The sequence below is a fragment of the Sphingopyxis soli genome (assembly GCF_018682675.1).
Lineage (GTDB): Bacteria > Pseudomonadota > Alphaproteobacteria > Sphingomonadales > Sphingomonadaceae > Sphingopyxis > Sphingopyxis soli.
The window spans coordinates 1-18,502 of record NZ_JAFMTR010000035.1 but is presented as its reverse complement, the minus strand read 5'-3'; the positions used below and the strand labels follow the sequence as shown (position 1 = coordinate 18,502).

The following is an 18,502-nucleotide window of genomic DNA, read 5'->3' as shown; positions in this document are numbered from 1 at the left end:
CGTGAAGCCATGAAAGGCTTATTGGGGTTCAGCGCGCGCGGACGCAAGGTCAGCGTGTCGTTTCTGCGGTCAACCGCGTCGATCAGTTGCCGAAGGTGCGCTGCCACCAACCGCGACGAGGTTCGCCGTCGGGACCGGTGCTATTCTCTTCGCCATCCGCGGCCACCGTTTCCCGGTCGCTGGTCATCGCTTCCTCGGGGGCAGCCTCGACCGCGACGGCCTTCTTCGCGCGGCTCGCACGTTTTTTGGGCGCGGGCTTGACGACTTCGGCGTCGGCTTCGGGTTCGACCGCCGGCGCTTCGGCAGCGGGCACCTCGACGGCTTCGGGCACCTCGGCCTCGGCAGCCGCAGCAGCCTTGGTCTTGCGCGGTGCGCGCTTGCGCTTCGGCTTCTCCTCGGCGGCGGGCGATTCCTCGACAACCGGCTCGGGCGCAGCTTCGGCGGGGACCGATTCTTCCTCGGTCACGGTCTCGGCTTCAGCCTCTTCGGCCTTCTTCCGACCGCGTCCGCCGCGGCGGCGCTTGGGCTTCGCCTCTTCCCCTTCGGCAGCGGTCGGCGCAGCCTCTTCGGCGGGCGCTTCGCCGGGATCGTCGCCAACGTCCTGACCGTCGGCAGCCTCACCCTCAGGCGCTTCGCCGCCTTCCTCGTCGCGGCGACCGCGACGTCCACGGCGGCGGCGGCGGCGGCGCTTGCGGCCCTCGCCATCCTCGCTCTCCGGGCGTTCCTGCCGGTCACGGCGCGCAGGGCGCTCCTCGGCGTCGGTCTCCCCTGCCTCTTCCTCTTCCTCATCCTCTTCGACGAAATCGTCGTCTTCATCCTCGATCGGAGCAATCGGCGCGAAGCTGCGGCGGGCGACCGGCGGCGGCCCGCCGACCTCGATCGCCATGCGCGCGCCCTCGGTTTCGCCATCGGGCAGGATTTCGACGCTGACGCCGTAGAGTTCTTCGATTTCGCGCAGCTCGCGACGCTTTTCGTTGAGGAGGTAGAAGGTCGCCTCCTGGCTGGCGCGCAGGATGATCTTGCTGCCCTTGCCGCGTGCGGCCTCCTCTTCGATCAGCCGCAAGGCGCTGAGGCCGGCCGACGATGCGGTGCGGACGAGACCGGTGCCTTCGCAATGCGGGCACGGGCGGGTCGAGGCTTCGAGCACACCGGTGCGCAGGCGTTGGCGGCTCATTTCCATCAGCCCGAAGCCCGAGATGCGGCCGACCTGGATGCGCGCGCGGTCGTTCTTCAGCGCATCCTTCATCGCCCGTTCGACCTTGCGGACGTTCGAACCATGATCCATGTCGATGAAATCGATGACGATCAGCCCGGCCATATCGCGCAGGCGGAGCTGGCGCGCGATCTCGTGCGCGGCCTCGAGGTTGGTGTTGAGCGCGGTCTGCTCGATATTATGCTCGCGCGTCGACCGCCCCGAGTTGATGTCGATCGACACCAGCGCCTCGGTCGGATTGATCACCAGATAGCCGCCCGACTTGAGCTGGACGACGGGATTGAGCATTCCCGCGAGTTGGTCCTCGACGCCGTAGCGCTGATAGAGCGAGACCGGGTCGGCATATTGCTTCACGCGCCGCGCGTGGCTCGGCATCAGCAATTTCATGAACTGCTTCGCCGCCTTGTAACCCTCGTCGCCCTCGACGAGCACCTCCTCGATATCCTTGTGATAGATGTCGCGGATCGCGCGCTTGACGAGGTCGCTGTCCGAATGGATCAGCGCGGGCGCGCTCGATCCCAGGGTTTTTTCGCGGATCTCGTCCCACAGGCGCGCAAGATAGTCGAAGTCGCGCTTGATCTCGACCTTGGTGCGGCTCATCCCCGCGGTACGGACGATGCAGCCCATCGTCGGCGGCAGGTTGAGTTCGTCGATCATCGCCTTCAGCTTGCGGCGGTCGGCGCCGTTCGAAATCTTGCGGCTGATCCCGCCACCGTGCATCGTGTTCGGCATCAGCACGCAATAGCGGCCGGCAAGCGACAGATAGGTGGTCAGCGCCGCGCCCTTGTTGCCGCGCTCTTCCTTCACGACCTGCACCAGCATCACCTGGCGACGGCGGATGACGTCCTGAATCTTGTAGCGGCGGCGCAGCGACATGCGGCTTTCGCCGTCTTCGTCGTCGCCCCGGCGGCCACGGCCACCCTTGCGGCCATTGCGTCCGCCCTTGCCCCGCCCGCGGCGGCGATCGCCGCGGCCGTCCTTGGCCTCTTCGCCGCCGTCTTCGCCGTCGGCCTCGCCGTTGTCGTCGGCGTCGTCATGCTCCTCGTCGCCGTCTTCGCCCACCGTTTCGGGCGCGCGCGGGGCGTCGCCATTATCGTCGTCATGATATTCGACGTCGGCGACATCGCCTTCCAGCTCGTCGAGGTCGTCCTCGGCGCGCTGCGCCGCGGCGGCGGCATGCTCGGCTTCCTCGCGAAGCAGCGCTTCGCGGTCTTCCTTCGGAATCTGGTAATAGTCGGGGTGGATTTCGCTGAAGGCCAGGAAGCCGTGGCGATTGCCGCCATATTCGACGAACGCCGCCTGCAGGGACGGTTCGACGCGGGTAACCTTGGCCAGATAGATATTGCCCTTGAGCTGCTTGTGCTCGGCGGACTCGAAATCAAACTCCTCGATGCGGTTTCCCTTGGTGACGGCGACCCGGGTCTCTTCCCGGTGCCGCGCGTCGATCAACATGCGCGTGGTCATTAGTATCACTCCAGGCGCGCAGCGGCGCGCCAAACAAAAAGGCCGCTACCATCCTTGGCGGACGGCGGCGGTCGATAGGGTTCAAAGAAAAAAAGACGTTATTGCCGCGCGGGGCCCGCGTCCGGTCGTGGACGCGCATGCGGTCTTTCGCCGCGACACCTGCGGAAGCAAAAGCCTCCGCGTCGCGATCGAAAGAGGGCATGGCAAGCCTCATACGGCATCAACCTGTTTCGGGGCAGACGGGAAGCCGGGGCGATTTTCCGCAGGGAAAGGTCGCGTCAGCCGCCCGATCAACCGGGTGGATCGACGGAACGAGGTTTTCGGCAGGTCCGGCACCGGGGCGGCCATGATCCGCGATTCGCGAGATCAGGCCTCTTCCCCTCAAAAGGCCGGACGGAGCCGGAAAGTCCTCCGTCGTGGCAGGGTGCTAGCATCGGCATGGGCCGACGGCAACCTCCACCACCCGATAAAGATGGGAGAGTGTGGCCACATTGCAACCATCTCGCCGCGTTCGTCCGTCTTTGCCGCCCGCGTCCGGCGTGGTTAACCGCCGTTTGACACAGGCTGGCTAATAAGGGATTTGCCTTGCTCGATTGCCCCGGCGCCATGGAATGACGATGATCCTGCCCCTTCTCCTCGCGGCGAGCGCACCGGCGCTTCCGGTCGAGGCCGCTCTGCATCCTCGCCGGAGCGAAGCGACGCGGCACGCCGGTTTCTTGCGGGCCGATCGCCCGAAAAAGCGCTACAGCGTCACCGTTCCGATCGGCAGGCCGAAGCCCGCGGTACCGCTGCCGCGGATCGAAGGCCCCGACAATCCGCGCCTGCCGCTTGTCGTGATCGACGCCGGGCACGGCGGACACGACCCCGGCGCGACGTCGCCCTACAGCGGCAAGCGCGAAAAGGACCTGACGCTGGAACTCGCGCGCGCGATCCGCGACGACCTGGTCGCCGGCGGCCGCGTCCGCGTCGCGCTCACCCGCTCGGACGACCGCTATCTCGTGCTCGAAGAACGCTACGGCATCGCGCGGCGGCTCAAGGCCGACCTGTTCCTGTCGATCCACGCCGATGCCGCGGAGAACAGCCAGGCGAACGGCGCCTCGGTCTATACCCTCTCCGAAGTCGCCTCCGACCGCGAGGCGGCACGGCTTGCGGCGCGCGAGAACAAGGCGAACATCATCAACGGCGTCGACCTTGGCGCACACAGCAGCGACGTATCGTCTATCCTGCTCGACCTGACGCAACGCGAGACGATGAATGTCGCGTCGGATTTCGCGAAGCTGCTGCAGCGCGAGGCATCGGACGAGATGACCTTCCGGACGACCGCGCACCGGTTCGCGTCGTTCGTCGTGCTCAAGGCGCCCGATACGCCGTCGGTGCTGTTCGAGACGGGCTTCATCTCGAACAGGGGCGATTCCGACTTTCTGACGTCAAAGAGCGGGCAGAAAAAGGTCGCGCGCGGAGTGCGCGACGCGGTGCAGATTCATTTCGCACGGAAGATCGCCGCCGCGCGCTGAAACGCCTTGACCATCGCCCGGCGCGCCGACAGCTTGCCGGCGACGGGAGAGATCGATGGGGTGGAGCAACTGGTCGGGCAGCGTGACCGCGCGGGCCGAGGTCGCAAGGCCGCAAAGCGAAGACGAACTGGCCGCGCTCATCCGCGGCGCGCGCAAGGTCCGGGCGACCGGCGCCGGGCACAGTTTCATGCCGCTCTGCCAGTCCGACGAGCTGATCCTCGGCCTCGACCGGCTGGCGGGAGAGATGCGGATCGCGGCCGACCGGACCACCGCGCACATTCCGGCGGGCTGGAGCATCAGGAAGTTGACGGCAGCGCTCTGGGAGGAGGGGCTGTCGCTCGCCAATCAGGGCGACGTCAATCCGCAGTCGCTTGCAGGCGCGATGGCAACCGGCACACACGGCACCGGCGTCGACCTCGGTTCGCTGGCGACGATGGCGCGCGGTTTTCGTCTGGTCGGCGCCGACGGCACCGCGCGCTGGTGCGATGCCGCGACCGAATCCGACCTCTATCAGGCGCAGCGGCTGTCGCTCGGGATGTTCGGGATCGCAACTGAAATCGAGGTCGCCGTCGTTCCCGCCTATCATCTCGAAGAGCGGATCGAGAAAAGGCGCTGGAGCGAGGTGCGCGAAAGCTATGACGAGCTTGCCTCGCAGCACCGCCACATCGAATTCTGGCTGTTCCCGCACGCCGACGACGTGATCCTGAAGACGCTCACGCCGTGCGATCCCTGCGATCCGCCGCCATCGACGACCGACATGGAGGAAAGCGCCTTTCGCCGCGTGCTCGATGTCGCTGCAAAACTGCCCTTCCTCACCCCCTTCCTGCAGCGCGCGATGATGCGGACGCGGTTCGACGGCCGTCGCCGCGGCCCCGCCCACGCGATCTTCCCGTCCGACCGGACGATCCGCTTCGAGGAGATGGAATATGAAGTGCCGCGCGCAGCGGGTCTGGCGGCGCTGGATGACGTCGTCGGGTGGATCCGGAAAAATCGGCTTCCGGTCACCTTTCCCTTCGAATTTCGCACCGTCGCGGCCGACGATATCTGGATGAGCCCGATGAACGCGGGACCGGTCGCCGCGATATCGATGCACCAATATGCCAGGATGCCGTGGCAAAGCCATTTTGCGGGCGCCGAGGCGATATTCCGGAGCTTCGGCGGCCGGCCGCACTGGGCGAAGCGTCACACGCTGACGCGCGATGACGTCGATGCGCTTTACCCGATGGCCGAACACTATCGCACCGCACGCCGCGCCGCCGACCCGCACGGCAAATTTCTCAACGCGCATCTGGAGAGCCTGTTTTCATGAGCGACGATTTGACCCTGCACGCGCATCTGATCGGTCGGCAGGGATCGCGCACCGATCTCAACACGCCCGTGCTGGTGCTCGATCGGCAAGCGCTCGACCGCAATATCGCCGCGATGGCCGAACTGGCGGCGCGGCATGGCGTGGGGCTCCGTCCGCACGCGAAGACGCACAAGAGCATCGACATCGCGCAGCGGCAGATCGGCGCGGGCGCGCTCGGCGTGTGCTGCGCCAAGATCGGCGAGGCCGAAGCGCTGGCCGATGGCGGGATCAGCGGCATCCTGATCACCTCGCCCGTTGCGGCGCCGCGCGCGATCGAGCGGCTTGCCGCGCTCGCGGCGCGTGACGGGACAGTGATGGCGGTCGTCGATCACCCCGCGGTGGCCCGGCGTATCGACGCGGCGCTTGCGGAAGCTGGCGCGACGCTCGACGTCATCATCGACATCGATCCCGGCATCGCGCGCACCGGCGTGGCCTCGGCGGAGGCGGCGGTCGCGCTGGCGAAGGCGGTTGCGGAGCTGCCGAACCTCAACTGGCGCGGCGTCCAATTCTATTGCGGCTCGCAGCAGCATATCGAGGACTATGCCGAACGCCGCGCCGCGATCGCCGAGCGCACCGGCTATCTGACGTCGGTGGTGGCGGCGCTGACCGACGCCGGATTCAAACCCGAGATCGTCACCGGATCGGGCACCGGAACGCATCGGATCGATCTCGACCTCGGCGTCTTCACCGAGTTGCAGGCCGGATCCTATATCTTCATGGACAAGCAATATCTCGACTGCGACCTGACCGGCGATGGCCATGTCCCGTTCGAAACCGCGCTCGGCGTCGATGCGCGCGTGGTCAGCGCCAATCATTCGGGGCTCGTCACGATCGATGCCGGATTCAAGTCGCTGTCGACCGACGGCGGCGTCGCGGTGGTGCGGCGCGGCGCACCCGAAACCGCCTTTTTCGCCTTCATGGGCGACGAACATGCGGCGCTGATCGCGCCAGGCCTTGGCGAGCAGCTCGCACCCGGCGACCCGGTGACGCTGACGGTTCCGCACTGCGACCCGACCGTGAACCTCTACGATCATTATCATGTCGTCGAGGGCGACACGCTGGTTGCCATCTGGCCCGTGAGCGCTCGCGGCAGGGCGCGTTGATTTTCCGACCAGCGTAGGAATCTGCGCCGGCCTCCTGCATCCGAACCGCCGCAACGCAGCTTCCCTTTCGTTCGCGCAGGCTTTAGAGGCTCTTCGCATATGACTTCCGAGACCGCGTCCCATTTCCGCCTGCGCCTGCGCCGCGACAGCAATGCCGTCATCGCCTGGTTCCGCGAGATGTGGACGCGGCGCTGGTTCCGCATCCTCGGCTATCTGGCGGGCGCGGGGCTGCTGGCCATGGCGCTGATCTGGGTGGCTTTCGCGCGCAACCTGCCGTCGGTCGACCAGCTGCGCGATTATCAGCCGCCGCTGCCGACGATGGTCCGCGACGCCGAGGGCAAGCCGGTGCACAGCTATGCGCGCGAGCGGCGCGTCCAGCTGGAATATGCGGAATATCCGCAACTGCTCGTCCGCGCCTATCTCGCGGCCGAGGATCGCACCTTCTTCGAACATGGCGGGATCGACTATCCGGGCATCGTCACCGCGATCATCACCAACCTCACCAACAGCGGCCGCCCCGTCGGCGCCTCGACGATCACGCAGCAGGTCGCAAAAAACCTGCTGCTGACCAACGAGGTCAGCTACACGCGCAAGATTCGCGAAGCGATCCTCGCCAAGCGCATCGAGGCGGCGCTGACCAAGGAGCAGATTCTCGAACTCTATCTGAACGAGATCCCGCTCGGCCGCCGCAGTTTCGGCGTGCAGGCGGCGGCGCGCGCCTATTTCGACAAGGATGTCGACCAGCTCGCGCTCCATGAAATGGCGTTTCTCGCGATCCTGCCGAAGGCACCTGAAACCTATGGCCGCGCGCGCAACGCCGGCAAGGCGATGGCGCGGCGCAACTTCGTGCTGTCCGAAATGTACCGCAACGGCTGGATCACGGCGGCGCAGCGCGACGCCGCGCAGGCGCAGCCGCTCGGCCTCACCAACAGCGGCAACACCGCGATCGCGCAGGTCGGCGGCTACTATATGGAAGAAGTGCGGCGCCAGCTGATCGACCAGTTCGGCGAAACGCCCGAGGACGGCCCGCTGTCGGTCTATGGCGGCGGCCTGTGGGTGCGCACCGCCTACGACGGCAAGATGCAGCAGGCGACGACCAATGCGCTGCGCCGCGGCCTCATCCGCTACGACGCAGGCAAGGGCTGGTCGGGGCCGATCGCAACGATCGAAGCCGACGACCAGTGGCAGAGCCGCCTCGCGTCGAGCTTCATCGGCATTGATTACGACCAGTGGCGGATCGCGGCGGTGCTGTCGAAATCGGCAAGCGCCGCGCGGATCGGCTTCGCCAATGGCGACACGGGCAGCCTGCCCGCGAGCGCGGCGCAGCTCGGCTATCGCAAGAGCGGCGGCCCGGCCTTCTCGGCGCTGCGCCCCGGCGACCTGATCGCGGTCAGGGCGACCGCGCCCGGCGTCTATCAGCTCAGGAACATCCCCGAAGTGTCGGGCGGGATGGTCGTCGAAAGTCCGCATTCGGGGCGCATCTATGCGATGCAGGGCGGCTTCGACGTCCGCCTGTCCCCCTTCAACCGCGCGACGCAGGCCGAGCGCCAGCCGGGTTCGACGATCAAGCCCTTCGTCTATGCCGCCGCGCTCGACAACGGGATGACGCCCGCAACGATGATCGTCGACGGGCCTTTCTGCGTCTATCAGGGCGCGCGTTTCGGCAACAAATGCTTTCGCAACTTCGGCGGCAGCGCGGGATCGGGCGAGCATACGATGCGCTGGGGCCTCGAACAGTCGCGCAATCTGATGACGGTGCGGACCGCGAGCCAGATCGGCATGGAGCCGATCGTCGAGACGATCCAGACGATGGGCATCGGCAAGCACGAGCCCTATCTGTCGACTGCGCTCGGCGCCGGGTCGACGACGGTCGAGAAAATCACCAATGCCTATGCGATGCTCGCGAACCATGGCCGCGAACTCAAGCCTCGCCTGATCGACTATGCGCAGGATCGCCGCGGCAAGGTCATCTTCCCGAAGAACTGGCGGCCGTGCCAGGGCTGCAACATGAAGGACTGGGACGGCAAGCCGATGCCGCGCTTCGCCAAGACCGGCAAGCAGCTGATGGACCCGCTGACGGCCTATCAGGTCGTCCACATGCTCGAGGGCGTCGTCCAGCGCGGCACCGCGGTGCGCCTCCGCGACCTCGGCGTCCCGCTGTTCGGCAAGACGGGGACGACCTCGGGGCCGAAGGACGTCTGGTTCGTCGGCGGGTCGCCCGACGTGATCGCGGGCGTCTATATCGGCTTCGACCAGCCGCGGAACATGGGCGGCTATGCGCAGGGCGGCAGCCTGGCGGCGCCGATCTTCAAGGAATTCTTCCAGGGGGCGCTGATGGATGCGCCGCCGGTGCCATTTACCGCACCGAAGGGCATCCGCATGGTCCGCATCGACCGCCAGTCGGGCCGCCGAGTCTATGGCAGCTGGCCGGGCACCGACCCCAAGGCGGCGATCATCTGGGAGGCCTTCAAGCCCGAAAGCGAACCGCGCCGCACGATCCGCGAGGACGAGATCAAACCGATCAAGACGCAGAAACGGTCGAACGGCCCGGCGCAGAAGGGATCGTCGGGCCGCACCGACACCGACTTCCTCGACGACCGCGGCGGGATTATCTGACGCGAGATACATAGGCTGTGTGCGCCCGAGAAGGCGGGCGCCCATCACCGGTCGGCTCGATATGGGACCGGCGGGAGATGGGTCCCCGCCTTCGCGGGGACACACGAACTGGACTTTGAGCATGGCGCGTCACATGCCGCGGGTGTGGCCTTGAGAGTTGGAGCCCGCCCATCTATGGCCGGACGCCATTAGTTTCAGGAGCAATACCATGCGCGCCGAAGCGCAGGATCATGTCGATACCATCAATGCCGCCCTCGCGTTGCTGCGCCGCTTCCTCGACTGGGACCGCGCGGTGCGCCGCCTCGACGAACTCAACGCGAAGGTCGAGGACCCGACGCTGTGGGACAATCCCAAGGCGGCACAGGACGTCATGCGCGAACGCCGCCGCCTCGACGAGGCAATCACCGCGACGCGCGCGATCGAGAAAGAGATGGGCGACACCGTCGAGCTGATCGAGCTCGCCGAGATGGAGGGCGACGAAGCGCTGGTCGACGATGCCGTCGCCTCGCTGGCGACGCTCGCCGCGCGCGCCGAAGACGACAAGATCAAGGCGTTGCTCGCGGGCGAGGCCGACAGTTACGACTGCTATATCGAGGTCCACGCCGGCGCCGGCGGCACCGAGAGCCAGGACTGGGCCGAAATGCTCCAGCGCATGTACAGCCGCTGGGCCGAGAAGCGCGGCATGAAGGTCGAGTTGATCGAATATCAGGCGGGCGAGCAAGCGGGGATCAAATCGGCGACGATGCTGGTCAAGGGCGAGAATGCCTATGGCTATGCCAAGACCGAAAGCGGGGTCCACCGCCTCGTCCGCATCTCGCCCTACGACAGCTCGGCGCGGCGCCACACCAGTTTCTCGTCGGTGTGGGTCTATCCGGTGATCGACGACAATATCGAGATCGAGATCAAGGAAAGCGACCTCAAGATCGATACCTATCGCGCCTCGGGCGCGGGCGGCCAGCACGTCAACACGACCGATTCGGCGGTGCGCATCACCCACATGCCGACCGGCATCGTCGTCGCGTCGCAGATCGACCGTTCGCAGCACAAGAACCGCGCGACTGCGATGGGGATGCTGAAGGCGCGCCTCTATGAAGCCGAGCTGCAGAAGCGCGAGGCCGAGGCATCGGGCGAATATCAGGCGAAGACCGAGATCGGCTGGGGCCACCAGATCCGCTCCTATGTCCTTCAGCCCTACCAGCTGGTGAAGGACCTGCGCACCGGCGTGACCTCGACCGCGCCGGGCGACGTCCTCGACGGCGCGCTCGATCCGTTCATGGCGGCGGCGCTGTCGCAGAAAGTGACCGGCGAAAAGGTCGAGGTCGAGGATATCGACTGATGAAGCGCACCGCCCTCGCCGCGCTGGCTGTGCTGCTGCTCGGCGGCTGCGACGGCCCGTGGAGCGAGGGCAGCGACCGTATCGAAAGCGCGCGCGAATTCCCGCCCGCCGATCGTCCGGTTGCGCCGATCACCTCGACCAAATGGTCGACCGAGGAAGCGCGCGACCGCGTCAACGAGGCCGACGATGTAATGGATTCGGCCGACGTCCGCCCGGGCATGACCGTCGCCGACATCGGCGCGGGCGACGGCTATTACACCGTGCGCCTCGCCCCGCGGGTCGGCGCGACGGGCCGCGTGCTCGCGCAGGACATCCAGCCCGACGTGATCGAGCGCCTCGCCGACCGCGTCGCGCGCGAGCGGCTCGACAATGTCTCGCTCAAGCTCGGCGCGGTGGACGACCCCCGACTGCCCGCCAACAGCTTCGACCGCGTGTTCATGGTCCATATGTATCACGAGATTGGCGAGCCCTATGCCTTCCTCTGGCGATTGCGCCCGGCGCTGCGCGCGGGCGGGCAGGTGATCGTCGTCGACGGCGATCGTCCGATCGCGCAGCACGGCACCCCCTTCCGCCTGCTCGTCTGCGAGTTCGAGGCGGTGGGCTACAAGCTGGTGTCGTACGACGACAAGGCGCACGCCGGCGGCTATCTCGCGCGCTTCGTCCCCGAGGGCAAGCGCCCCGCGCCCGACGCGATCACGGTCTGCAAAAACCCTTAAGGTCGGGACGCTAATAGGTCAGCAGTTGGTCGTTCGGCCCGGCCTCGGCCAGAAAACTGACGAGGCCGCCCACACGGACCTGCGGCACCAAGTCGCTTGCCGTCATCCGCACCAGCGCCATGCCCGACTGACAGACGATCAGCCGCACGTCCATCGCCATCGCCTCGGCGATCAGCGAGACGAGATCGGGCTGCCCCGCCGCGCGCCGCGCCGGGTCGCCGTCGAACGCGACGGGCGTTCGGAGCAGTGCCGCCGCCTCGCCCTGCAGGAAGATGCGCGCCGATCGGCCGAGCGCCGCCGCCGCCGCCGCGAGTTCGAGCGCGGCATAGAAGCGCTGGCCATCGGCCGAGGCGACAATGATGCTCAGCCCCGGCATATCGGACACTCGGGATCCCGGGACACCGCGACTTCGCGCCAGCGTCGGTCGAGCATGTCGATGATCGCGAGCTTGCCGGTCAGGGATTGCCCCCATCCGGTGAGCGCGCGCACCGCCTCAAGCGCCGCCATCGTCCCGATCATCCCCGCAAGCGCACCCATCACCCCCTGCTCGGCACAGTTGATTCCGGGCCGGTCGGGGTCGTCGCCGACGAGGCAGGCATAGCAAGGGCTGTCGGCGCGCCAGCCCTGGTAGAGCGCGACTTGCCCTTCGAACGCGCCGATCGCGGCAGAAAGCAGCGGAATGCGCAGCGCGACGGCCGTGCGGTTGACGGTCAGCCGCGTTTCGAAATTGTCGCAGCCGTCGAGGATCAGCGTCGCGCCCGCGAGCAGCGCTTCGGCATTGTCCGCATCAAGGCGCCGCGTGATGGCGAACGCCTCGACATGCGGATTGATCCGCCGTGCGGCATCGGCCGCGACCTCCACCTTCAGCGACCCGATATCGGCGTCGGTAAAAAGCGGCTGGCGCTGAAGATTGCTGATTTCGACCTGATCATGGTCGATGATCGTGAGCCTGCCGACCCCCGCGGCCGCGAGATAGGTGATCGCCGGACAGCCGATGCCGCCCGCGCCGATGACCGCGACATGCGCGGTCTTCAGCTTCGCCTGCCCCGCGCCGCCAAAGGCGGGCAGGATGATCTGGCGTGCATAGCGGTCGAGTTCGGCGTCCGACAGCAACGCCTATTCGCCCGGCTGGCGGAGTTTCATCGCCGACAGCGAGCCCACATTTTCGGGGATATTGTCATCTTCGATCGCGTCGTCACCGGTGCCGCTCGCGACGCCGGTCGACCCGAAGCCGCCCGCCCCGCGGGCGGTTTCGTCGAGCGTCTCGACCTCGGCAAAGACGGCGCGCTGGACGGGCGCCGGGACGAGCTGCGCGATGCGGTCGCCGCGCGTGATCTCGAAATTATCCTCCGACAGGTTGGCAAGGATCACCTTCACTTCGCCGCGATAGTCGCTGTCGATCGTGCCCGGCGTGTTGAGACAGGTGATGCCATGTTTGAGCGCCAGACCCGAGCGCGGGCGAACCTGCACCTCATAGCCGGGCGGGATCGCCATCGCGAAGCCGGTCGCGACCGCGTGGCGCGTGCCCGGCCGCAGGGTCAGCGTTTCGGCGGCGACGACGTCCATCCCCGCTGCGCCGCCCGACGCATAAGCCGGAAGCGGCAGGCCGCCGCCGTTCGGCAGGCGCTGGATGGCGATCTCAATCGGAATTAGCGGGTGCACGGACTGTGAGCTCATCGGCGATCTTTTCCATCAATTTGCGGGCGACCGCGTTTTTGGGCAGCCGGTCCCAACTATCTACCCCCGCTTTGCTAACGATATGTACCCGGTTCGTCTCGCCCCCCATCGGGTCGACGGAGACGTCGTTGGCGACGATCCAGTCGCAGCCCTTGCGCGAAAGCTTCGCTTCGGCATGCCCGATCACATCGTTGGTCTCGGCGGCGAAGCCGATCAGCAGCGGCGGGCGCTGCGGGCTTTTCGCGACACTGGCGAGGATATCGGGATTTTCGGCGAGCGCCAGCGGCGGGACGGCGCCGCTGCCGTCTTTTTTGATCTTCTGCGCCGCGGTGTCGGCGGCGCGCCAGTCGGCGACCGCGGCGACCATGATTGCGGCGTCGACCGGCAGGCCTGCTTCGACCTCGGCCGCCATCTCGCGCGCGGTCTCGACATCGACGCGGATCACGCCGGGCGGCGTCGGCAGCGGCACCGGCCCTGCGATCAGCAGCACCTCGGCGCCCGCCTCGGCGGCGGCGGCGGCGATCGCAAAGCCCTGCTTCCCGCTCGAGCGGTTGGCGATGTAGCGCACCGGGTCGATCGGCTCGTGCGTCGGGCCGGCGGTTATCAGGATGCGGCGGCCGAACAGCGGGCGATGGCTCGCGGGCGCGAAATCGGGCTGGCCGGCGAGCGGGATCGGGGCGGGCGCGTTGTCGAGCGTCCGGTCGATCGCCGCCTTGATCGCTTCGGGTTCGGGCAAGCGGCCCGGGCCATATTCGCCGCACGCCATTTCGCCCTCGTCGGGCTCCATCACGGTGACACCGTCGCCGCGCAGCGTCGCGACGTTGCGGCGCGTGGCGGGGTGCAGCCACATGCGGACGTTCATGGCGGGCGCGGCGAGCACTGGCTTGTCGGTCGCGAGCAAAAGCGTCGTTGCCATATCGTCGGCGATGCCCGCCGCCATCTTTGCAAGCAGGTCCGCGGTCGCCGGCGCGACGACGACCAGGTCGGCCTCCCGGCTCAGTTGGATATGCCCCATTTCGACCTCGTCTTTCAGGTCGAAAAGATTTGTATATACTTTATTCTCGCTGAGCGCGGCGAGCGTCAGCGGGGTCACGAACTGCTCGCCGGCGCGGGTGAGCACGCAGCGCACGACATAGCCCGACTTGCGGAGCAGCCGCACCAGTTCGATGCTCTTGTACGCGGCAATGCCGCCGCCGATGATGAGCAGGATGCGGGGATTGGGCATCGTTTCAGTATCCCGTCAGCAGGACGTCGAGCGCCCCGACAATCGTGAAATGCTCGCTCTCCAGATTGGCGATCGGAGGTTGCAGACGGTCTCGCGGGATCGCGAAGATCAATTGGGTGGCCATTATCAGTTCCTCGCCATTGATGGCAAAGGCCGGGTTGAGCCGGGGAACCGGTTCAAAACCCTTCGCCGGCATGAGCGGCACCACGACACGCGTCACGAGATCGCCAAGCAATTCGCTCTGACAATCGAGCAGATAGCCCAATCCGCGCGAGCCCGGATAAACGTCGTACCGCGCCATCAAAACTGCCGGTATTTGTCATAAGGCATGCCGTTTTTGCGGATATATTCGTTCCAGCTCTCGATGGCCGCGCGATTTTCCTCTTTCCACGCGGCGTCGCGCGCCTTCTTGACCTCGGCGGCAAGGCCGGACTGGCAGGCATCGCTGACGTTGATGCCCAGCTTTTTCGCCTCTTCGACGAGCTCGGCATTCAATGAAACATTGGTCGCCTTTTTGGGCCCTTCGAATCGCGCAGGACGGTTCATCACCATTCTCCTTGCGCATAATCTATGCGCAGATCGCCACCCGTTCAACCCATCCAGTTCAGAGCCGCCGCCCCGGCGGCCGCGCCCGCCAGCGCGGTCAGCGCATACCGCCACCAGCGCCGCGTCGCGCGCTTTTCCCACATCAGGGGAATGTCGGGCAGCGGCGGTGCGGGCGGCGCGGCGCCTTTTTTGGGTAATTGCTGATCGAGGCGGCGAATGATGTCGGGGATCAGCGCCAGCGTCCTGCCCTGTTCGCGCAGGCCGTCGGCGAGCGCGGCCTCGGGGCCGAGTTCGTCGCGGATCCATTCGCTCACGAAGGGGCCGGAAACGTCCCACATGTTGATTTTCGGATTGAGCATCGTCGCGACGCCCTCGACCATCACCATCGTCTTCTGAAGAAGGAGGAGGTGCGGCTGCGTCTGCATGTCGAAATCGCGGGTGATGGCGAACAGGCCGTCGAGCATCTGCCCGACGCTGAGCTCGCTTACCGGCTTGCCACGCATCGGCTCGCCGACCGCGCGCAGCGCCGTCGCGAACTCCTCGACGCTATGATAGTCGGGCACATATTGCGCCTCGAAGTGAATCTCGGCGACACGGCGGTAATTGCCCGTCGTCAGGCCATAGAGGATTTCGGCGAGCCAGTAGCGCGCCTGCCGGTTGATCCGCCCCATGATCCCGAAATCGACCGCGGCGATCGTGCCGTCGGCTTTCACGAACAAATTGCCCTGATGCATGTCGGCGTGGAAGAAGCCCTCGGCGATCGCCTGCCGCAGGAAGGCGTTGACGAGGTTCGCCGACAGCGTCTCCATGTCGTGCCCCGCCGCGATCAGCGCATCGCGGTGCGAAATCTTGATGCCGTCGATCCAGTCGAGCGTCATCACCCGATTGGCGGTGCGGTCCCAATCGATCGCCGGCACCTCGTAGGTCGGCACGGCCGCCATCGCGTCGGCGAGTTCGGACGCCGACGCCGCCTCGCGGCGCAGGTCGAGTTCGCGCAGCGTCCAGCGGCGGAAGTTGGCGATGACCTGCCGCGGGCGGAGACGGCTCGCCTCGCCGCCGAGCGCCTCGAGATGCGCCGCGGCCCATTCATAGGTTTCGATGTCGCGCGCGAACTGCTTGTCGATGCCGGGGCGGCGGACCTTGACCGCGACCCTGCGGCCGTCGGTCGTCACCGCGCGGTGAACCTGGGCGATCGAGGCCGAGCCGACGGGGTCGGGATCGAATTCGCTATAGAGGCTTTCGAGCGGAGCTTCGAACGTCGCTTCGATTTCCTGCCGGATGCGGTCGAAGGCCACGGGCGCGAGCGCGTCCTGCAATGTGAGCAGGTTACGGGCAGCCTCTTCGCCGACGAGATCGGGACGCGTCGCGAGCGTCTGGCCAAGCTTGACCGCGGCGGGGCCGATCGCCTGAAAGGCCGCGGCATAGTCGGGCACCGCGGGCTGAATCGTCCCGAAGCGCGCAATGCGGCACAAGCGCTTGACCCCCGGCGGGGTCTGCGGCGCGCTCTCGATGCCGCGCAGCGCGCCGTGGCGCGCAAGGATGCGGCCCCACTTCAGCAGGCGGGCGATATGGGTGACGGGTCTAGTCAAGCCTTCCACCCGCTGTGGATCGCGACGAGACCACCCAGGATCGGCTCGACCTTCACCGCGGTGAAGCCCGCCTCGCGGATCATCCGCGCGAATTCGGGCATCGGCGGGAAGCGGCGGATCGATTCGATCAGATAGCGGTAGCTGTCCTCGTCGTCGGCAATCAGCTTGCCGAGCTTGGGGACGAGGTGGTGCGAGTAAGCGTCATAGACTTGCGCGAAGCCCGGCCATTCGTTGGTCGAGAATTCGAGGCAGAAGAAGCGGCCGCCATAGCGCAGCACGCGGTGCGCTTCCTTCAGCGCGGCAGGAATATCGGTGACGTTGCGGATGCCGAAGGCGATCGTATAGGCATCGAAAAACTGGTCGGGGAAGGAAAGTTTCTCGGCATTCTGTTCGGACCAGACGAGCGTGTCGATGCCGCGCCCGGCCGCGCGCTCCATGCCGACGCCGAGCATGTCCGGGTTGATGTCGGCGACGGTGATGCTGGCGCCCGACCGCTCCATGCGGAAGGCAATGTCGCCGGTGCCGCCCGCCATGTCGAGGATCGTCTCGCCCTCGCGCGGTTTGACGCGGCGCACGAAGCGATCCTTCCACAGGCGATGCATACCGCCCGACATCGCATCGTTCATGATGTCGTACTTGCGCGCGACGCGGCTGAACACTTCGCCGACCATCGCGGTCTTCTCGCCCGCGGGGACTTGCTCATAGCCGAAGCTGACGGTGTCGGGAGTGGCCATGCGATTGCGCTTTCATGCGGGGAGAAACAAAGTCTGACCGGCCTTTAGCCAAGGGTTGAAGCGCAAGCAAATGGCGCGTAGCCGGTTCGTCGATATGCCGGAGCTTCCCGAAGTCGAAACCACCGTTCGCGGCCTGACGCCCTTCCTCGAAGGACAAAGGCTGGTCGCCGTCACGACCTTCCGTCCCGACCTTCGCCGTCCCTTTCCAGCCGACCTTGCGCAGCGGTTGACCGGCGCGACGGTCACCAGCCTGTCGCGCCGCGCCAAATATGGCATCGTGTCGACCGACCGCGACGACCATATGATCTTCCACCTCGGCATGTCGGGGCGCTGGCGGACCGAAGGCGGCGAAGCGGGCAAGCACGACCATCTGCTGCTCGAAACCGGCGCGGGGCACCGGCTGTTCCTGCACGACCCGCGGCGGTTCGGATCGGTCGACCTGGTGAACGGCGACCCGCTCGCGCTGTTTCCCGCCTTCGTGACGTTGGGACCCGAGCCGCTGGCGGACGATTTCGACGCCGCCTATCTGGCGCGCGCGCTGGCGGGACGCCGGGCGCCGATCAAGGCGATGCTGCTCGACCAGGCAATCGTCGCCGGGCTTGGCAACATCTATGTCTGCGAGGCGCTGAACCTGGCGAAGATTTCGCCGCTGAAACCCGCGGCCGACGTGCCCAGGGCCAAGCTCGCCCCGCTGGTCCACGCCATCAAGGCGGTGCTGACGGCGGCGATTGCGGCGGGGGGATCGACCTTGCGCGATTTCCTGAGCCCCGAGGGCGATCTGGGCTATTTCGCCAAGGACTGGCGCGTCTATGGCCGCGAGGACGAGGCTTGCGAATGCGGCGGCACGATCGTACGCACCATCCAGAGCGGCCGCTCGACCTTCCATTGCCCGAAATGCCAGCGTTAGGCGGCGTTTCGCGGTTGACCCGAGGGGGCAATCTGGCTATGGGCGCACCCTTCGAGCAGGGTCCGGTCGTCCGGAACCGGCCGCATCCGGACATTGATTCGCTGCATATGCGCGATTCGGCTGCTCCGCTGAGGCTGTGCTCCGACCATGTAGACCGTTTGAAAGACTAGAGGAATTTATGGCCAATACGCCGCAGGCAAAGAAGCGCATCCGCCGCAACCAGGCGCGTGCCACGATCAACAAGAATCGCGTTTCGCGCATTCGCACGCTGGTGAAGAAGGTCGAGGCAGCCGTCGCTTCGGGCGACAAGGACGCCGCGGCGACCGCGCTGAAGGCGGCCCAGCCCGAAATGGCGCGCGGCGTCGCCAAGGGCGTGCTCCACAAGAACACGGTCGCCCGCAAATATGCGCGCCTGACCAAGAGCGTGAACGCGATCGCCTGACGACGCGATCGACTGAACCCATTGTCCCGAAAGGGAACAAAAAGGACCCGCCGACACCCAGTCGGCGGGTCC

At 66.6% G+C, this 18,502-nt stretch carries 15 protein-coding genes and 2 pseudogenes; 8 read left to right on the top strand and 9 right to left on the bottom strand.

Annotated features, from left to right (window positions below):
* Positions 1 to 82 precede the first annotated feature (82 nt).
* On the bottom strand, positions 83 to 2,677 hold the full coding sequence (locus J1N50_RS04710; RefSeq protein ID WP_215350583.1) for an Rne/Rng family ribonuclease: 2,595 nt from the start codon (positions 2,675 to 2,677) through the stop codon (positions 83 to 85).
* A gap of 728 nt (positions 2,678 to 3,405) precedes the next feature.
* Here J1N50_RS04710 and J1N50_RS04705 point away from each other — a divergent pair.
* The 6 genes and pseudogenes from J1N50_RS04705 to J1N50_RS04680 all read left to right on the top strand — a co-directional run.
* Positions 3,406 to 4,191: pseudogene (locus J1N50_RS04705) on the top strand (N-acetylmuramoyl-L-alanine amidase family protein); the annotation flags it as partial.
* A gap of 55 nt (positions 4,192 to 4,246) precedes the next feature.
* Entirely contained in the window at positions 4,247 to 5,500 is a 1,254-nt protein-coding gene (locus J1N50_RS04700) for a D-arabinono-1,4-lactone oxidase (RefSeq protein ID WP_215350581.1), read from the top strand.
* The gene (locus tag J1N50_RS04695) at positions 5,497 to 6,642 is read left to right on the top strand and encodes a DSD1 family PLP-dependent enzyme (protein ID WP_215350580.1); all 1,146 of its coding nucleotides are present in this window, start codon (positions 5,497 to 5,499) and stop codon (positions 6,640 to 6,642) included. Before J1N50_RS04700 ends, J1N50_RS04695 begins: the two co-directional genes overlap by 4 nt.
* 99 nt (positions 6,643 to 6,741) lie before the next feature.
* Positions 6,742 to 9,258: a penicillin-binding protein 1A gene (locus tag J1N50_RS04690; protein WP_215350579.1), complete on the top strand. Its 2,517-nt coding sequence runs from the start codon at positions 6,742 to 6,744 to the stop codon at positions 9,256 to 9,258.
* Positions 9,259 to 9,466: 208 nt separating this feature from the next.
* Positions 9,467 to 10,594: a peptide chain release factor 2 gene (gene prfB / locus J1N50_RS04685; protein ID WP_215350578.1), complete on the top strand. Its 1,128-nt coding sequence runs from the start codon at positions 9,467 to 9,469 to the stop codon at positions 10,592 to 10,594.
* Positions 10,594 to 11,310: a class I SAM-dependent methyltransferase gene (locus J1N50_RS04680; RefSeq protein WP_215350577.1), complete on the top strand. Its 717-nt coding sequence runs from the start codon at positions 10,594 to 10,596 to the stop codon at positions 11,308 to 11,310. The genes prfB and J1N50_RS04680 overlap by 1 nt, the downstream gene beginning before the upstream one ends.
* A gap of 10 nt (positions 11,311 to 11,320) precedes the next feature.
* On the opposite strand, the gene J1N50_RS04675 is transcribed toward J1N50_RS04680, so the two are convergent.
* The 8 genes and pseudogenes from J1N50_RS04675 to J1N50_RS04640 form a co-directional block, all read right to left on the bottom strand.
* On the bottom strand, positions 11,321 to 11,686 hold the full coding sequence (locus tag J1N50_RS04675; RefSeq protein ID WP_215350634.1) for a DsrE family protein: 366 nt from the start codon (positions 11,684 to 11,686) through the stop codon (positions 11,321 to 11,323).
* The gene (locus J1N50_RS04670) at positions 11,674 to 12,423 is read right to left on the bottom strand and encodes a HesA/MoeB/ThiF family protein (RefSeq protein WP_215350576.1); all 750 of its coding nucleotides are present in this window, start codon (positions 12,421 to 12,423) and stop codon (positions 11,674 to 11,676) included. The genes J1N50_RS04675 and J1N50_RS04670 overlap by 13 nt, the downstream gene beginning before the upstream one ends.
* A 102-nt stretch (positions 12,424 to 12,525) precedes the next feature.
* A pseudogene (dut, locus tag J1N50_RS04665) lies at positions 12,526 to 12,987 on the bottom strand (dUTP diphosphatase); the annotation flags it as partial.
* Positions 12,950 to 14,212 (bottom strand): bifunctional phosphopantothenoylcysteine decarboxylase/phosphopantothenate--cysteine ligase CoaBC, encoded by a 1,263-nt coding sequence (coaBC, locus tag J1N50_RS04660; RefSeq protein ID WP_215350574.1) that lies wholly within the window; start codon positions 14,210 to 14,212, stop codon positions 12,950 to 12,952. The pseudogene dut and the gene coaBC, both read right to left, overlap by 38 nt.
* Before the next feature lie 4 nt (positions 14,213 to 14,216).
* Positions 14,217 to 14,513 (bottom strand): CcdB family protein, encoded by a 297-nt coding sequence (locus J1N50_RS04655; protein ID WP_215350573.1) that lies wholly within the window; start codon positions 14,511 to 14,513, stop codon positions 14,217 to 14,219.
* Complete coding sequence (locus J1N50_RS04650; protein WP_082657818.1) at positions 14,513 to 14,758, bottom strand: type II toxin-antitoxin system CcdA family antitoxin; 246 nt, start codon at positions 14,756 to 14,758, stop codon at positions 14,513 to 14,515. Before J1N50_RS04650 ends, J1N50_RS04655 begins: the two co-directional genes overlap by 1 nt.
* A gap of 44 nt (positions 14,759 to 14,802) precedes the next feature.
* Positions 14,803 to 16,347 carry a 2-polyprenylphenol 6-hydroxylase gene (ubiB, locus tag J1N50_RS04645; RefSeq protein ID WP_215350572.1) on the bottom strand — a complete coding sequence of 515 codons (1,545 nt, stop codon included), beginning with the start codon at positions 16,345 to 16,347 and terminating at the stop codon, positions 14,803 to 14,805.
* Positions 16,344 to 17,081, bottom strand: coding sequence for a class I SAM-dependent methyltransferase (locus J1N50_RS04640; protein ID WP_215350571.1), 738 nt, complete (start codon positions 17,079 to 17,081; stop codon positions 16,344 to 16,346). Before J1N50_RS04640 ends, ubiB begins: the two co-directional genes overlap by 4 nt.
* A 94-nt stretch (positions 17,082 to 17,175) precedes the next feature.
* Between J1N50_RS04640 and mutM the strand changes: the two genes are divergently transcribed.
* Entirely contained in the window at positions 17,176 to 17,988 is an 813-nt protein-coding gene (mutM, locus tag J1N50_RS04635; protein ID WP_215350633.1) for a bifunctional DNA-formamidopyrimidine glycosylase/DNA-(apurinic or apyrimidinic site) lyase, read from the top strand.
* A gap of 178 nt (positions 17,989 to 18,166) precedes the next feature.
* Positions 18,167 to 18,430, top strand: a complete 264-nt coding sequence (rpsT, locus tag J1N50_RS04630; RefSeq protein ID WP_058456309.1) for a 30S ribosomal protein S20 — start codon at positions 18,167 to 18,169, stop codon at positions 18,428 to 18,430.
* Positions 18,431 to 18,502: the final 72 nt, after the last annotated feature.